The following is a 15,672-nucleotide window of genomic DNA, read 5'->3' as shown; positions in this document are numbered from 1 at the left end:
CGATTACCGCAGGCGAATGTAGTACATCAGGTCGGTGATGCCGTAGAGCAGTGTGGCCGCACCGAAGGTGGCGACAATGATGCGCTCGGTCGCTGAGAAGGGATTGACCAGAATCTCGATGCCGATAAGCAGAACAATCACCGGCAGTAGATAGGAGAGCCACCCCGCCTTGCGCTTGATGGTCTTCTTCAGTGTGAGCAGATAGAGCAACTGGTAAACTCCGATTAAGATGAGTGCACCCCCCAGCACGTAGATGGTCACCCCGATGTACCAACTGGGCACCAGGATGAGCGAACACCCGAACAGCAGCAGGATGGCCGACATCACGGGGAACGGCAGATCCTTCTTGTGGTTGCCGCTCAGCAGATAGGAGAGGATGGTGTAGAGACTGGGTATCCCCACCAGGATACCGATAATGAAGAGTATGGTGGGCAGGGCGGCGTTGGGATAGAATATCAACAGCAACCCCACGGCGATAGAGGCGATGATACGGACCAGCGGATTTTGAAAAGCATTCATAAAACAGTATTCGAGATTAGTTGTTTGTATGTGATGTAACAACAGCAAAGGTAGCAAGATGTTTGTGAATAGCCTCGATAGTGAAACGCTATTTAACAGCCTTGCCTGCAGAAGCCGCGGCCTGAGTGTGTGAAATAGGGAATATTTATTATCTTTGTCCCCGCTGTGGTAAATCGCGGTCGAGCCGGGTCGCTCGGATGCGGCTGTGTCGACATCGATGCAAGAGGCTCCACACGAGCGGTTTACCTCTATGTTCGAAACAAAAAAGATGCTATGCCTGCACCGAAAAAAATCTTAGCCATCATAAATCCCATTTCGGGAACCAAAGATAAAGAAGAGCTGCCCGCCTTGATCGACGAGGTGATAGACCCGTCGAAATACAGCGTGGAGTGCCGCTTCACCCAATATGCCGGCCATGCGGCCGAGATGACCCGTCAGGCCGTTGCCGACGGGGTAGATGTGGTGCTCTCGGTCGGGGGCGACGGTACCTGCAACGAGATTGCCCGCGAATTGATAAACACCTCCACGGCGCTGGCCATCGTGCCGGTGGGCTCGGGCAACGGGTTGGCCCGCCACCTGGGTATCTCGATGGATGCCCGCAAGGCGCTCGAGATTGTCAACGATGGGGTAATCGCCGACCTCGACTACTGCACGGCCAACGGCCGCCCCTTCTTCTGTACTTGCGGGGTGGGGTTCGACGCGCTGGTGAGCCTCAAGTTTGCCGAGGGAAAACGTCGCGGCAAGCTGGCCTATGTGGCCAAGGCGCTCACCGAGTACCTCAAGTACAAGTCGGAGACCTATCAGATTGAGATGCCCGACGGTACTGTCACCGAGAAGGCCTTCCTCATTGCCTGCGGCAACGCCTCGCAATATGGCAACAACGCCTATATCGCCCCCCATGCCAGCATGCAGGACGGCAAAATAGACGTCACGGTGCTCATGCCCTTTACCCCCTTCGACACGGCGGGGTTGGCCCTGTTGCTCTTCACCAAGCATATCGACCAGGATGCCAACATCAAGAGCTTTACCACCGAGTCGCTCGTCATCAAGCGCGAGAAACCGGGGGCCATGCACCTCGATGGTGAGCCTGTCGAGATGGGTACCCGCATCGACATCCGCTGCTTCAAAGGCGGCCTGCGCGCCCTCATTCCGGCCGAGGACCCCAAGCGCTCCATCATCGAGCCCTTCGCCTCGGTATTCTGGGAATTTATCGAGACCGTGCGTCAGGAGTTGAATATCTGATAGTTAGTTGTTATTCCATGAAGATGTGATTGTCGAGCGGCCGCAGACCGTGTTAGCCACCCTGCCTACGGTCGGCCAGTTCGATGATTTCGAGGTCTTTGATTTCGGCCCCGTCGATGACGAAGCGCACGAGGGTGCGTTTCTTGTGGAATCCGTACAGACCGGCGGCTCCGGGGTTGATATGAAGGCATTTCAGGGTTTTGTCGTAGAGTACCTTCAGGATGTGCGAGTGGCCCGAGATGAAGAGTTTGGGCGGATGAATGTAAATCTGGGGTATCACCTCGCGGGCATATTTGCCGGGGTATCCGCCGATGTGGGTCATCCACACGTCCACCCCCTCGATGGTAAACCGCTGGTGTTGCGGGTAGCGCAGGCGCAATTCGTGACCGTCGATGTTGCCATAGACGGCCCGGAAGGGCTTCAGCGCCTCGAAGCGGTCGGCCAGCTCGACCGAGCCGATGTCGCCCGCGTGCCAAATCTCGTCGCACTCGGCAAAATATTTCGCGTAACGGTCGTCCCACCAGGCGTGGGTATCGGATAACAGACCAATCTTTACCATGACTTCTTTTCTCAATTTAAGGGTAAAAGTACGGCAATAATTTGTAAAGTCGAAAAAAAACGTCTACATTTGTCCCCACAGAAACAGATGCGGTAGTAGCTCAGTTGGTAGAGCATCAGCTTCCCAAGCTGAGGGTCGCGAGTTCGAGCCTCGTTTGCCGCTCTTCGAGAAGCCGGTTTGCATGCAGCAAGCCGGCTTTTTTTATATATTCATTCCGCCTGTCAATTCATAATTTTATGAATTGAGACGAGATATTGCCAATCTGGGGATTCATTTTTATATTTGTTGTGATTTTTCTTACGTTTAGTTAATATAATTAACAGTATAGTCACAATCTAAATATGACGTTGAACGGAGTTTCGCAGACTTCTGTCCTCAATTATATGATACGGGACAATAAGTTGTATCTCTCGCAAGGCGACGAGACTGTCGTGTATGTAAGGCAATAAACTTTGATCCGGAATATAGCAGCAGGGGATAGAATCGACGTTCTATCCCCTGCGTGCATATACTGGAAACACCGTGGTTATTCCTGACTTACCTTTTTCATCTTCACCTCGTAGAGGTCGCTGCGGCGGTCCTTGAGGTTGCGCACGCTGCCGTAGGTGTGGAGCTCGTTGAGCAGGTCGAGGTCGACGTCGGAGATGAGAATCATCTCGGTGTTGGGGGTAGCCTCGGCGCGGCGTCCGTCGGTGGGGAAGGCGAAGTCGCAGGGGGTGAAGACTCCCGACTGGGCATACTGGATGTCCATGTTGTGCACCTTGGGCAAGTTGCCTACACTACCGGCAATGACCACGAAGCACTCGTTCTCGATGGCGCGGGCCTGGGCGCAGACGCGCACGCGCGAATAGGCATTCTGCGTGTCCGTGAGGAAGGGGACGAAGAGTATTTGCATGCCCTCGCCGGCCATGATGCGCGACAGCTCGGGGAACTCGACATCGTAGCAGATGAGCACGCCTATCTTGGCGCAGTCGGTCTCGAAGGTGCGGATGGCTTTGCCGCCGTTCAAGCCCCAGCACTTCATCTCGTCGGGGGTGACGTGCAGCTTTTCGTACATCTCGTAGGTACCGTCGCGACGGCACAGGTAGCCGATGTTGTAGAGCAGTCCGTCCTCTTTGATGAGGGGCATGCTGCCGGTGATGATGTTGATGTTGTAGCGGATGGCCAGGTTGATGAACCGCTCGCGTATCTCGTCGGTGTACTGGGCCAGACCACGGATGGCTTCCGATTCGCTCTCGTCGTTGAAGCGGGCCATGAGGGGGGCGTTGAAGTACTCGGGGAAGAGAACGAAGTCGCTTTGGTAGCTGCTCACCGAATCGACGAAAAACTCGACCTGTTCGAAGAGGTCGTCGAGCGTTTTGTAGCTGCGCATCTGCCATTGCACGAGTCCCACCCGCACGGTCGTCTTGGGCGAGATATACTCTTCGGTAGGCTCCTGGTAGTAGATGTTGTCCCACTGGAGCAGGCAGGCGAAATGTTTCGACTCCTCGTCGTTGGGCAGGTAGTTGCGCATCACCTTGCGCACGTGGAAGTCGTTGGAGAGCTGGAAGAGCAGCACCGGGTCGAATATCTCGCGCTTGCGCACCTTGTCGATGTACTCTTTGGGGCGCATGTGGTCGGCATACTTGTGGTAGTTGGGCAACCGGCCGCCAAACATGATGGCCTTGAGGTTGAGTTTTTCGCACAGCTCCTTGCGGTATTCATACATACGGCGGGCGAGCCGCAGGCCGCGGTAGTCGGGGTGCACGAATACCTCGATGCCGTAGAGGATGTTACCCTTGCGGGTGTGGGTGTTGAAGGTTTCGTTGCCGGTCACCTGAGCATAGGTGTGGTCGTTTTTCACATCGTTGTAGTTGACGATGATCGAGAGGGCGCATCCCACGATTTTGCCGTCGACCACGGTCACGATCTGCCCCTCGGGGAAGATGCGGATAAGTTTGTCTATCTGTTCGGGAGTCCAGAACACGTCGCTGCCGTCGGCATAGACGCGGGTGAACGAGTTGGCCAACTGGTCGTAGTCTTCGCGTTGCAGATTACGAATCTCGACTTTATTGATTTCTTTGGGTTTCATAGCTTCGTTATTTGTTTCGCGGTGCAAAATTACCGCTTTTTTGCGGGCATTGGTTGCTTGTGGCCCTATTTTCTTGGATTATGAGTAAATTTGTTGTGCCTCGGGCGGGGGCTGATGCCCTGTCGAGAAATTTTTTTGAAAAAAATCGGGGGTGTCTGCAACCTGCCGGGGGGTGACTTGCGTCTATGGTTGAATTTCCGGAAAGAGAGATGAACAAAAAAATGATACATAAATTAAAAACAGATAGCAAGATGAAACGATTTGTAATGACAGCGCTCCTTTCACTCGTGTTGTGGACGGGCGCAACTGTAATGGCACAGACCGGGAATGCTGCCCCGGCAACGAAACAGGCTACCGCCGAGGTGGCCGATAGCGATACGCTCGATGGTATGACCGGGAGCGAAGCCTACCGGTTGCGCATGGCCGAGCTTCAACTGGAACGGGACAGGACATTTTATACTACAGAGGCCGATGCCGAGGATATTCTCGATGCGATTGTCCCAGTGTTGGGCATAACCGTTCCCTTCCTGTTTGCCTTCCTGATTATCTTCTTCTTTATCTACTACCGCAACAAGAAGCAGAAGGCCCACTATCAGGTTATCGAGAAGGCCATCGAGGCCGGGCGTGAGTTGCCCGACGGATTTTTCGAGTCGCCCCGGTCGCGACAGGCTCGCCCCGACAAGCTGGTGACCCTCAACCAGGGCTTGGTATTCCTGGGTATCGGTTTGGGCTTTGCCATCTGGAGCATTGTGTTGTGGAGTATCAACGGTACCGAAGAGTTTGGCGATGGCGTGGGAATCTTCCTGTTGGGTCTGGCCGCTATCTTTATTCTGGTGGGTGCGGGCAAACTGATACTCTATCGGGTATCGTCGCGCCCCGATAACGATCACACCGATAATCAACCCGAATAACCGGACTCGACACGATGGAGAAGACCGAGGATATGATGTGGGTGGCACGTTGCGCCCTGCTGGACGACCGCAAGGCTTTTGCCTCGCTGGTCGATAAATACCAGGGGCGAGTGAAGCGCTTCTTTCTGAGCCTCACCGGTGGCGACGAATCGCTCAGCGATGACCTGGCGCAGGAGACCTTCATCAAGGTCTATTACCACCTGCGCAGCTACAAGGGTCTCTCCTCGTTCTCGACCTGGCTCTTCAGGGTGGCCTACAACCTCTACTACGACGAGTTGCGCAAGCGGGGCGACCGCTACTTCGAGCCTTTGGACGAGGCGGCGACGATACCCCAGTCGCCCGAGCCGGTAGACCGCCGGCTCGACATGACCCAAGCTCTGTCGATACTGCGTCCCGAGGAACGTACGGTCGTTACCCTCTACTTCGTCGAGGATATGGCCATCGCCCGCATCGCCGCGGTGACGGGTATGCCCGAGGGGACCATCAAGTCGTACCTCTCGCGGGCCAAACAAAAATTAGGAGAATATTTAAAGAAAAACGGATATGAAAGAGTGGAATGACGACCAGTGGCGGGAGCTTTTCGACCGACACACTCCCCAACCCCGGCGCGACCGGTGGTTTACCCGCCGGGTGATGAACCGACTGCCGCGCAAGCGGTGGAGCCTCGAGACGAAAATTTCGCTGGTGGTTCTGGTGCTGATATTGCTCATCTGCACGGCCTTGTGTGTAGCTTTTGCCCGCGAGCTGACAGCGAACCCCTGCTGGAACTGTGCCGGTACCTGGGTGATGTATGGAGCCCTGACGGCGGCCTGTATCCTCTTCGCCGCGCAGCTGAACTCTTTCTTCCGCTCGATTTACGACGCTTCCTGAAACTGAAATAAATTTAAGTAAACAAGCCAAGGAGCAGACGTCCCGTTGCCGGGGTGCCTGCTCCTTGTGTGGTTTATGGCGTGCATCGTGTTCAGCCTTGCGGCTTGCCGGCGATGGGCGAGTGGCGGGCTATGAACTCGGCAAACGACTCCTTGTAGGTGTCGGAGATGGGGATATACTCCTTGCCGAAGACGATGCGGTTGCGGTCGATCATCTTGATTTTACACCCCTGCACGATGAACGAGCGGTGCACCCGGATGAACTGCCCCTCGGGCAGCATCTCTTCGAGCGACTTGAGGCTCAGCAGCGAGAGGATGGGGTGCGGCTCGCCCTCGAGATAAATCTTCACGTAGTCTTTCAATCCCTCGATGTAGAGAATCTTGTCGAGAGGTATCTGCTTGAGCTTGTAGTCGCTCTTGACAAAGATGTAAGGAGAAGCAGCCGAGGTTTCGGCTGGAGTGGCTGCGGCGTTGGCTGTGGCACTTCCCTCCGACAGCTCGAACCATTGCAGCGCCTTTTGTGCCGCCTTGAGGAAATCGGCATAGGCGATGGGCTTGAGCAGGTAGTCGATGGCGTTGACCTTGTAGCTGTCTACGGCATACTGTCCGAAGGCGGTGGTAAAGACAATGCGGCTGCGCCCCTCGATCATGCGCGAGAACTCCATGCCGTCGAGCTCGGGCATCTGTATGTCGAGGAAGATGAGGTCGATGTCGCCCCGCGAAACCCGTTCGACCGCCTGCACGGCCGAGTTGAACGAGGCTTCCAGTTGCAGGAAGGGGGTACGCTTGACATAACTCTCCAGCAGTTCGATGGCCAGGGGTTCGTCGTCGATAATGCAGCATTTCAGTATCATAGTCTCCACGTATTTGGGTTAGTTCAAGTCGATGGTGAGCGACGAGCGGTAGACCCGTGCATCGCTCTCGGCATGCAGCGTGTACTTGCCGGGATAGAGCAGTTCGAGCTGTCGCGAGAGGTTTTTGAGCCCGATGCCCGAGCCGCTTTTGTCGTTCTCGTCTTTGGGGAAGCAGCTGTTCTCGATGCGGCACTCGATGACACCGGGCGAGGGTTCGCGCATGACGATGGTCACAAACGAGGGTTCGGTGGCGCTGGTGCCGTGCTTGAAGGCATTCTCGATGAGGGTGATGAAGAGCAGCGGCGCAATCTGGTATCCGCGGCACAGCCCCCGGGGCATATCTACTTCGACCTTCACGTGGCGGGCGAGCCGAAGCCGCATCAGCTCGATGTAGTTGTGGTTGAACTCCAGCTCTTTCTCCATGGGTACATAGGGTTGGGTATTCTCATAAAGCACGTAACGCAACATCTTGCTCAACTCGAGCACGGCACTCTGCGCCCGGTCGGGGCTGATGGCGATGAGCGAGTAGATGTTGTTGAGGGTATTGAAGAGGAAGTGCGGGTTGAGCTGGTTCTTCAGGTTCTTCAACTCGGCCTCGGTGCGCTCCTGCTCCAGTTGCTTGCGCTCTTTCTCGGTGACAATCCACTTCTGCGTCATCTTGATGGCTACGCTCAATCCCACCATCAGAGCCAGGGTGATGGAATCCTGCCACTGCATGAGCCCCGGCCGTGGAGGACGAGGTCCGCCCGGCCGCCTGAACAGGAACTCGTCGGGGATAATCATGCGGTGTACCAGATAGATGGCCACATTGGCTACCACGATGAGCAGCACGTTGTGGAGGATAAACTGTACCGGCTTTTTACGGAACAGCACCCGGTCGATAAGCCACAGATAGTTGATGTAGAAGATGACCGCGATGCAGATGGGCTGGATATAGAACTTCATGAGGCTGAAGTTGCGTATGCGCCCCATACTCTCGAACCGCTCGATGAAGAGGAGCGGGAAGAGAAAGACAATCGTCCATGCAATGGCATGGATGAAGAGGGGATTCCATCGGAGGCGTATATGTTGCCGGTTGGGTGTCATGGTACAAAGATAAAGATTTTGAGTATATGAATGTCGATTATTCATAACGAATAGCTTCAATGGGGTCGAGGTTGGCGGCTTTGCGGGCCGGGTACCAGCCGAAGAATATGCCGGTGAAGGTACATACCAGGAAGGAGAGTATCACCGAATAGGCCTGGATGTAGACCGGCCAGTTGAATACGAGGTTGACCACCATCGAGGCTCCTACGCCCAGCAGCACCCCGATGATACCGCCCGTGACGCTGATGAGCACCGCCTCGATGAGGAACTGGGCCAGGATGTCGATGCCCCGGGCTCCGATCGACATGCGCAGCCCGATTTCGCGGGTGCGCTCCGTTACCGATACATACATGATGTTCATGATGCCGATACCGCCCACCAGCAGCGAGATACCGGCGATACAGGCGAGCAGGATGGTCATCATGTCGGTAGTCGAGCTCATCATCGAGCTCATCTCCTCTTGCGACCGTATTTCGAAGTCGTCGTCTTCGCCCTCCTTGATTTTGTGATTCTTGCGCAGAATCTGGGTAATCTCGTCGATAGCCTGCGGGGTGAGTTCCTCGGTCAGGGCCGAGCAGAAGATGCCTTGCAGGTAGGTGATGGCCAGTACCCGCTTCTGCACCGTGGTGTAGGGGGCCAGCACCATGTCGTCCTGGTCCATGCCCATGCTGTTGTAGCCCTTGGGGGTGAGTGTGCCCACAATCTTGAGCGGTATCTTGTCGAATCGTATCACCTTGCCGATAGGGTTCTCGCCGTTGGGGAAGAGGTTGTCGATGATGGTTTGTCCCACCAGGCAGACTTTGGCCGAGGTGAGCACGTCTTGCGGGGTGAACATGCTGCCCTCGTCGATGGAGAATTTGCGTATCTCGAGGTAGTCTTCGGTCACGCCGTAGATGGTGCTGGGGTAGTTGTTGGCCCCGTAGATGAACTGCCCGCTGCTGCTGACCGAGGGCGAGCAGGCCGACACATATTCGGTGCCGTCGAGAATGTCCTGGTAGTCGTTGAGCTTGAGGGTCTGCATCGACGAGGCATCCTGCCGCACGCCGCCCCGCTCCATGTTGCCGGGGTGAATCATAATCATGTTCGACCCCATTTCGGCAATCTGGGCCCGGATGCTCCGCTTCGACCCTTGCCCGATGGCCAGCATGGTAATCACCGACGCTACGCCGATGATGATGCCCAGCATCGTGAGGAAGCATCGCATCTTATTATTGTTGAGCGCCTTGAGCGCTATCTTGGTGAGATTGGTCAGATTCATAGTCGTTTGTTCCTTAATCGCTTTCTACCGGTAGTTTTTTCAGCATCTCCAGGGCCGAGGCCGGATGGTCGTTGGGGGTGTCGCTGATGATTTTCCCGTCGCGCAGCACGATGTTGCGGCTGCTGTAGGCCGAGAGTTCGGGGTTGTGCGTGACGAAAATGATGGTGCGTCCCCGGTCGTGCAGCTCCTGGAAGAGAACCAGAATCTCGAACGAGGTGCGGGTGTCGAGGTTACCGGTAGCCTCGTCGGCCAGAATGATGACCGGGTCGTTGACCAGCGCCCGGGCAATGGCCACACGTTGCTGCTGTCCGCCCGACATCTGGTTCGACTTGTGGTTTTTCCGTTCGGCCAGTCCCACGGCATCGAGTGCCCTGGAGGCCAGTTCGTGCCGCTCGCGGGCCGAGATGGCCGAGTTGTACATGAGGGGCAGCTCCACGTTTTCGAGGGCGGTCGTCTTGGGCAGCAGGTTGTAAGACTGGAATACGAAACCAATCTTGCGGTTGCGCAGCACCGACCGCTCGTTTTTGCCCATGCTCCGTACCGGGATGCCGTCGAGGTAGTATTCGCCCGAGGTGGGGGTGTCGAGGCAGCCCAGAATGTTGAGCAAGGTCGACTTGCCCGAGCCGCTGGTGCCCATGATGGTCACGAACTCGCCGGCGTTGATGGTGAAGCTCACCCCCCGCAGGGCGTGTACCGTCTCGTTACCCACGATAAAGTTGCGCCGTATGTTCTCCAGACGTATGATCTCTTTTGTTGCCATGCTGTCGGTTTCCTTTCTTTATTTCTTCTTTCCCGGCGGTTTGGGCATGAAGGGGCTCTCCTCCTTGTTTCCCGAGAGCTGAGCGGCCGGCAGGCCGCCGTTGCTCTTGCGGTCGATGGCTACGGTTTCGCCTTCGTTCAGCCCCTCGCAAATCTCTACATTCACGCCGTTGTCCATACCCACTTTTACCTGCCGGGGAGTCCAGGTATTGTTCTCTTGTACCCAAATAGTCTTGAGGTTGTCGTTGCCCGGCTTCTGGGGCTGCGGTTGCGACTCGGCTGCCGGAGCTTGTCCCGAAGGCATATCGGGGACGAAGCGGAGTGCCTTGAGTGGAATGTTGATGACGTTGCGCCGCTCGGCGATGTAGATGGTGACGTTGGCCGTGAGGCCCGGTTTCAGTTTCAAATCGGGGTTGTGGGCCGAGATGACCACCTCGTAGGTAACCACGTTGCTCTCTTCGGTAGCCTCGAGACGCACCTGTGTCACGGTGCCCTCGAAGGTGTCGTTGGGGTAGGCGTCGACGCTAAATTCGACCCGTTGCCCCTCTTTCACGCCACCTATGTCGGCCTCGTCGACATCGGCAATCACCTGCATCTGGGTGAGGTCGGCGGCAATGGTGAAGAGGGTAGGCGTTTCGAATCCGGCGGCAACGGTCTGTCCCTCCTCGACGGCGCGGCTGATGACCACCCCGTCGATGGGCGAGGTAATGGTAGCGTAGGCCAGGTTACGCTTGGCCTTGGCCAGATTGGCCTCGCTGCTCTCGTAGGCACTCTTGGCCTTGGCATAGTTGTAGGTCGACTCCTCGAACTCGGTGTCGCTGATGAGCTGTTTCTCGTGCAACGCCTTGTTGCGCAGGTAGTTCTTCTCTTGATACTCGTACTCGGCCTTGGCACCGTCGTAGGTGGCCTGTTGCGAGGTGAGTTCGCTTTGCAGGGTCACCTTATCCATCTCGGCGATGAGCTGTCCCTTGGTGACAATCGAGTTGTAGTCGGCATACAGTTTGTCGATGATACCCGATACCTGGGTACCCACCTCGACCTTGGTCACCGGCTCGATGGTACCGGTAGCCGTGACGGCCTCCGATACGTCGCTTCGGGTGGCCGTGGCCGTCTCGACGATGTAGCTTGTGCTGTTCGATTTCCGTCCGAAGATAAACCACAGGATTATAATCACTGCGACTATCGACACGGCGAGAATGATGATTTTTTTTCGTTTCATATCGTGATGATCAGTTTATTATTCGAGATTGTCAAATCAATCGAGCGTAAGCGGCTTGTTTTCGTAGTAGTCGAGCAGCTTGAGGTTGAGCAGCGCCATGAAGCGCGATTGCAGCTCCTCTTGCTGGGCCGAGAGCCAGTTGTTTTTGGCGGTGAGCATCTCGACGGTATTTTTCATGCCCAGGTAGAATTGCTCTTCGGTGAGCTCGAACGATGTCTGTGTGGCATTGAGCTGCTCGCGGGCGGCCAGGTATTGCGACTGGGCCGACGAGGCGTCGAGCCAGGCGCTCTCGATTTGGTTGAGCAGATTTTTCTCCTGATTCTTGAGGTCGAGCTCGCTGATTTTCTGCTGTATACGAGCCCGCTCTACGGCCGACTTGTTGGCCCGGCGGCTGTAGATGGGAATCGACAAGGTGAGCCCGATCGACTCGTTGAGACTCTGTTTCAGTTGAGTACCTATACCGCCGTTGTTGTCGGTGTTGTGTCCGGTGCCTATGCCGGCATTGAGCGAGAGGTTGGGGTAGTAGCCGGCCTTGGCGTTGGCTATGTTGAGTTCGGCTACCTCGAGTTCGAGCTTGCCGCTCTGTATCGAGGGGATAAATCCCAGCGCCGTGGCATAGACCGTGCTCTTGTCGGGCAGCGGCACGAGCACCTTGCTCTCGTCGATGGGCGGCAGAGCCAGGTTCATCTCTACGTCGATGTCGAGTTCGAGCAGTTGCTTGAGGTTGAGCCGCAGTTGGTCGCGGTTGGCTTCGGCCGATACCAGTTGGTACTTGTCGTTGCTGTATTGGGCCTCGAGTTGGGCCAGGTCGCTCTTCGAGATAGAGCCGGCGGCCAGCAGTTCGCGCGACCGCTCGACTTGCCTCAGCGATACCTCGACAGTCTGCTTGCAGATATTCACGGCCTCCTCGGCATAGAGAATTTGCAGATAGTCGGTGAGAATCTCGATTTGCAGGTTGTCGAGGCTCTCTTGAAAGGCATATTGCTGTTGCTGCTCTTGCAGCTGGTTGCTCTTGATGGTATTGCGGCGCTTCCCGTCGAAGAGGGTCCACGAGGCATTGAGTCCGTAGGTGCCGGTGTAGACGTTTTTGCCGGCCTGGCTGCCGTCGGCCAAGGGGTAGTTGCCGTAGTTGTGCGACGTGGAGAAGTCGAACGAGGGGAAAAGCTGGGCTTTGGCCTCCTTGGTATTGACCGAGCTCTCCTCGATCGACAGTCGGTTCTGTTGCAGCGTGATGCTGTGGTCGTGGGCGTAGTCGAAGCAATCCTGTAATGTCCACACTTCGGGCATCGACTCTTCCTGGCTCACCTGAAGTTCCTGAGCATGCAGCGGCGAGTAGCAGAGAAGCGTTAAAATGCCGGTGGATATTATTAAATTTTTCATAACCGATACGTTAAATTCGAACTCAAATTTAACACTTGGCGAGCCATTAAGAAAAATGTAATAGAGAGAGTTCCCTTTTTTGTGGATAAAGCGGTCTCTTTTATCGATAAAACAGGGGTGTATGGTTATGCGTTTTCCCTTATGGAGAGAGGCTGGTGAAAAAACGAGGGGAACCCGTGTGGATTCCCCTCGTGAAGATAGTTTCGAAAAGGTATGCTTCGTTAATAGAAGAGCAGGATGAGCAACTGCGCCGACAGAACTCGCAGGAACATGGTGAGCGGGTAGACGGTCGAGTAGGCTACCGACGGTGCATCGTTACCCGAAACCTTGTTGGCATAAGCCAAGGCGGGGGGATCGGTGCAGGCTCCCGAGAGCAGACCCATGATTGAGCAGTAGTTGATCTTGTAGTGAGCCCGGGCGATAACGGCAATGACGAGCAGGGGAATGACGGTGATGAGGAATCCCCACCATACCCACACGAGGCCGCCCGACATGATGGTATTGACAAACTCGCCGCCGGCCGAGATGCCCACACTGGCCAGGAAGAGGCAGATGCCTACCTCGCGCAGCATGAGGCTGGCGCCTGTCGAGGTGTAGGTAACCAGGTGTACCTTGTGACCGAAGCGGCCCAGCAGAATGGCAACGACCAGAGGACCACCGGCCAGACCCAGTTTCATCGGCACGCTCATGCCCGGTATGGCGATAGGAATACTACCCAGAATGATACCGAGGAAGATACCCACGAAGAGGGTTACCATGTTGGGCTCGTGCAGACGTTTGGTCGAGTTGCCCAACTTTTCGGCCAGACGGTTGATGTCTTCGATACGGCCTACTACGGTGAGGCGGTCGCCGATTTGCAGCTCCAGATTGGGGTTGGCCAACAGGTCTAAACCGGCACGGTTCACGCGGGTAGCGTTCAGGCGGTATCCCATGCGCAGCCGCAAGCTACCGATTTTGCGCCCGTTGATTTCGGGGCGGGTAACCAGAATACGGCGCGAAACCACCGGTGCCTGAATGGCTTCCCAGTTCATCTCGACGGGGCGTCCGATGAAGGCTTCGAGGGCGCTTTCGTCCTGTAGCGAGAGAACCACCAGCAACAGGTCGCCCTCTTGCAGCAGCGTGTCGGAGTTGGGAATCATCACCTCGTCGTTGTGCTTGATACGCGACACCACGAAGTTGCGGTCGATGAGCTTGGCGAGGTCGTCGAGCGTTTTACCTACGATGAGTTTGTTTTCTACCTGGTAGGTAACCACGTGGGGCACGAGTTGGCTCGACTGGTTTTCCTCCTCGATTTGCTTATTTTCCTTGTCGAGCTTCACCTTGAAGATGGCCCGAATCACCAGCATCGAGGCGATGATGCCGATTACACCCAGCGGATAAGCGGCGGCATAGCCCAGGGCAATCTCGGGGACTTCGGTGATAGAACCGTCGAACCGCAGCTGCGACAGGGTTTGTTGTGCGGCACCCAGTCCCGGGGTGTTGGTAACGGCACCCGAGAGAATACCCACCATCATGGGCATGCTCACCTGGTCTTCGTTGAGGAAGTAGATGCCGAGCGCCACAGCAATGTTGAGAACTACAATACCCACGGCCAGCATATTGAGGGTGAGCCCGCCTCGCTTGAACGAGGAGAAGAAGCTGGGTCCCACTTGCAGACCGATGGAGTAAATAAAGAGAATTAAACCGAACTCCTGTACGAAGTGGAGTATGTTTTTCTCGGCCGAGAAGCCGAAGTGCCCGGCTATCAGCCCGACGAAGAGAACAAACGTAACTCCCAAAGATACTCCGAAGAACTTCAGTTTGCCCAATGCTACTCCCACCGCAATGACAAAGGCGTATAGGATTACGGTATGGGCTACCGATGCGTCATTAAATAGCAGACTTTGTATCCAATCCATTTTAGACAAACAATACTTTTTATTTTTTGTGCAAAGTTAGCAATATTCTCTATAAACAACTCTTGTCGGTATAGTTTTTCTTGTTGCCGAAAAAGGATATGGCGAAAAAAAAGGTCCTGGACATCGCGCCCTGGACCTTCCATCAAGTCAATACACTTTTTATGCTAAGAGCCTTCCTCGGCTATACTCGCGCACAGCGTTCGGAATATTTAGTTAGATTTGTTTTTCACAACACAGTATTCAATTCAATAGTAAGCAGTTGTTTCCTTTTTTCGTATTCCTACATTATGTATTGCTTTTTGAATATAATAGTGCATTAAGGTCTGTTAAGGAGGTTATATGATAGTTCGATACCCGTTTGGCCGGAGGTACCGGGCGCAGATTCAGCCAAGCCGTTTGGCAGCCGATGCCTTGTGCGGGCAACAGGTCGTTGTTGAGCGAATTGCTCACGCACAGTGTCTCTTCGGGGGCAATGTGCAGGGCATCGACCGAGAGTTTGAAAATGGCTTGGTCGGGCTTGTTGAGGTTGACGGCACTCGATTCGATCACGTCGGTAAAGTAGGGGGTGAGCCCGAAGTCTACCAGCATGGCCGGTAGGTTGCCGTACGACTGTGCTACGATACCCAGTCGATATTGCTTGACCAGTTGTTCGAGAATCAATTCGTTTTGTCTCACGTGCATGATGGCCCGATTGTAGCAGAGGGTAGCCAACTGCTGCGGATACTTGCGGGTGCATACGTTGTCGGATAGCAGTCCTTTGTCGATGAGATATTTGATTTGCAGCGAGAGTTTGATGTAGAGCATCTGATATAGATTGAACCCGGGCTCGATGAGATTACATTCCGAAATCTGGGCTTCGGCATATTCGTGGGCACACAGGTAGTCGCTCTTCGATACCGGAATACCGGTCTCCCGATATTTCCGCCAAATGAGGTCGAACCATTCGCATCCCTCGGTGTCGATTGTACCCGAAAAGTTAAACAGAATGCCCTTTATGTCGTGTGTTTGTTCCATATCCTTTTGTTAGAAAACAGTGCAAAGTTACCT

The 15,672-nt window shown here is 55.1% G+C and carries 15 protein-coding genes and 1 tRNA gene; 5 read left to right on the top strand and 11 right to left on the bottom strand.

What is annotated here, in order from left to right:
* Nucleotides 1–3: 3 nt before the first annotated feature.
* Nucleotides 4–519 (bottom strand): DUF308 domain-containing protein, encoded by a 516-nt coding sequence (locus ABGT88_RS11230; RefSeq protein WP_087408451.1) that lies wholly within the window; start codon nucleotides 517–519, stop codon nucleotides 4–6.
* Between the two features lie 273 nt (nucleotides 520–792).
* Here ABGT88_RS11230 and ABGT88_RS11225 point away from each other — a divergent pair, with 273 nt between their 5' ends.
* Nucleotides 793–1,761: a diacylglycerol kinase family protein gene (locus tag ABGT88_RS11225; RefSeq protein WP_346702144.1), complete on the top strand. Its 969-nt coding sequence runs from the start codon at nucleotides 793–795 to the stop codon at nucleotides 1,759–1,761.
* A gap of 52 nt (nucleotides 1,762–1,813) precedes the next feature.
* On the opposite strand, the gene ABGT88_RS11220 is transcribed toward ABGT88_RS11225, so the two are convergent.
* A complete protein-coding gene (locus ABGT88_RS11220; RefSeq protein ID WP_289542003.1) occupies nucleotides 1,814–2,320 on the bottom strand; it encodes a metallophosphoesterase in 507 nt (168 codons plus the stop codon).
* Between the two features lie 89 nt (nucleotides 2,321–2,409).
* Between ABGT88_RS11220 and ABGT88_RS11215 the strand changes: the two genes are divergently transcribed.
* Nucleotides 2,410–2,482, top strand: a tRNA-Gly gene (locus ABGT88_RS11215).
* Nucleotides 2,483–2,846: 364 nt separating this feature from the next.
* On the opposite strand, the gene ABGT88_RS11210 is transcribed toward ABGT88_RS11215, so the two are convergent.
* On the bottom strand, nucleotides 2,847–4,391 hold the full coding sequence (locus ABGT88_RS11210; protein WP_258327659.1) for a bifunctional GNAT family N-acetyltransferase/carbon-nitrogen hydrolase family protein: 1,545 nt from the start codon (nucleotides 4,389–4,391) through the stop codon (nucleotides 2,847–2,849).
* A gap of 251 nt (nucleotides 4,392–4,642) precedes the next feature.
* On the opposite strand from ABGT88_RS11210, the gene ABGT88_RS11205 reads away from it, so the two are divergent.
* From ABGT88_RS11205 to ABGT88_RS11195, 3 genes are read left to right on the top strand one after another with little or no spacing between them, the layout of a single operon-like run.
* Nucleotides 4,643–5,302, top strand: a complete 660-nt coding sequence (locus ABGT88_RS11205) for a DUF6249 domain-containing protein (RefSeq protein WP_346702141.1) — start codon at nucleotides 4,643–4,645, stop codon at nucleotides 5,300–5,302.
* A gap of 14 nt (nucleotides 5,303–5,316) precedes the next feature.
* The gene (locus tag ABGT88_RS11200) at nucleotides 5,317–5,862 is read left to right on the top strand and encodes an RNA polymerase sigma factor (RefSeq protein ID WP_300132431.1); all 546 of its coding nucleotides are present in this window, start codon (nucleotides 5,317–5,319) and stop codon (nucleotides 5,860–5,862) included.
* Nucleotides 5,846–6,172 (top strand): hypothetical protein, encoded by a 327-nt coding sequence (locus tag ABGT88_RS11195; protein WP_346702139.1) that lies wholly within the window; start codon nucleotides 5,846–5,848, stop codon nucleotides 6,170–6,172. The genes ABGT88_RS11200 and ABGT88_RS11195 overlap by 17 nt, the downstream gene beginning before the upstream one ends.
* A gap of 91 nt (nucleotides 6,173–6,263) precedes the next feature.
* Here ABGT88_RS11195 and ABGT88_RS11190 read toward each other — a convergent pair whose 3' ends face one another.
* The 8 genes from ABGT88_RS11190 to ABGT88_RS11155 form a co-directional block, all read right to left on the bottom strand.
* A complete protein-coding gene (locus ABGT88_RS11190) occupies nucleotides 6,264–7,025 on the bottom strand; it encodes a LytTR family DNA-binding domain-containing protein (protein ID WP_346702137.1) in 762 nt (253 codons plus the stop codon).
* Between the two features lie 18 nt (nucleotides 7,026–7,043).
* Nucleotides 7,044–8,111 (bottom strand): histidine kinase, encoded by a 1,068-nt coding sequence (locus ABGT88_RS11185; RefSeq protein ID WP_346702135.1) that lies wholly within the window; start codon nucleotides 8,109–8,111, stop codon nucleotides 7,044–7,046.
* A gap of 37 nt (nucleotides 8,112–8,148) precedes the next feature.
* Nucleotides 8,149–9,369, bottom strand: a complete 1,221-nt coding sequence (locus ABGT88_RS11180; protein ID WP_346702133.1) for an ABC transporter permease — start codon at nucleotides 9,367–9,369, stop codon at nucleotides 8,149–8,151.
* A 13-nt stretch (nucleotides 9,370–9,382) separates the two neighbouring features.
* On the bottom strand, nucleotides 9,383–10,129 hold the full coding sequence (locus ABGT88_RS11175; protein WP_087408460.1) for an ABC transporter ATP-binding protein: 747 nt from the start codon (nucleotides 10,127–10,129) through the stop codon (nucleotides 9,383–9,385).
* 18 nt (nucleotides 10,130–10,147) lie between these two features.
* The gene (locus ABGT88_RS11170; protein ID WP_346702130.1) at nucleotides 10,148–11,347 is read right to left on the bottom strand and encodes an efflux RND transporter periplasmic adaptor subunit; all 1,200 of its coding nucleotides are present in this window, start codon (nucleotides 11,345–11,347) and stop codon (nucleotides 10,148–10,150) included.
* A gap of 36 nt (nucleotides 11,348–11,383) precedes the next feature.
* Nucleotides 11,384–12,727 (bottom strand): TolC family protein, encoded by a 1,344-nt coding sequence (locus ABGT88_RS11165; RefSeq protein ID WP_087408462.1) that lies wholly within the window; start codon nucleotides 12,725–12,727, stop codon nucleotides 11,384–11,386.
* A gap of 221 nt (nucleotides 12,728–12,948) precedes the next feature.
* Entirely contained in the window at nucleotides 12,949–14,625 is a 1,677-nt protein-coding gene (locus tag ABGT88_RS11160) for a putative transporter (protein ID WP_087408463.1), read from the bottom strand.
* A gap of 285 nt (nucleotides 14,626–14,910) precedes the next feature.
* Nucleotides 14,911–15,639: an HAD family hydrolase gene (locus ABGT88_RS11155; protein WP_087408464.1), complete on the bottom strand. Its 729-nt coding sequence runs from the start codon at nucleotides 15,637–15,639 to the stop codon at nucleotides 14,911–14,913.
* Between the last annotated feature and the right edge of the window lie 33 nt (nucleotides 15,640–15,672).

Source organism: Barnesiella sp. An22, from assembly GCF_963931395.1.
Classification (GTDB): domain Bacteria; phylum Bacteroidota; class Bacteroidia; order Bacteroidales; family Barnesiellaceae; genus Barnesiella; species Barnesiella merdigallinarum.
The sequence above is the reverse complement of the archived record's forward strand: the minus strand, read 5'-3'. Positions and strand labels throughout refer to the sequence as shown.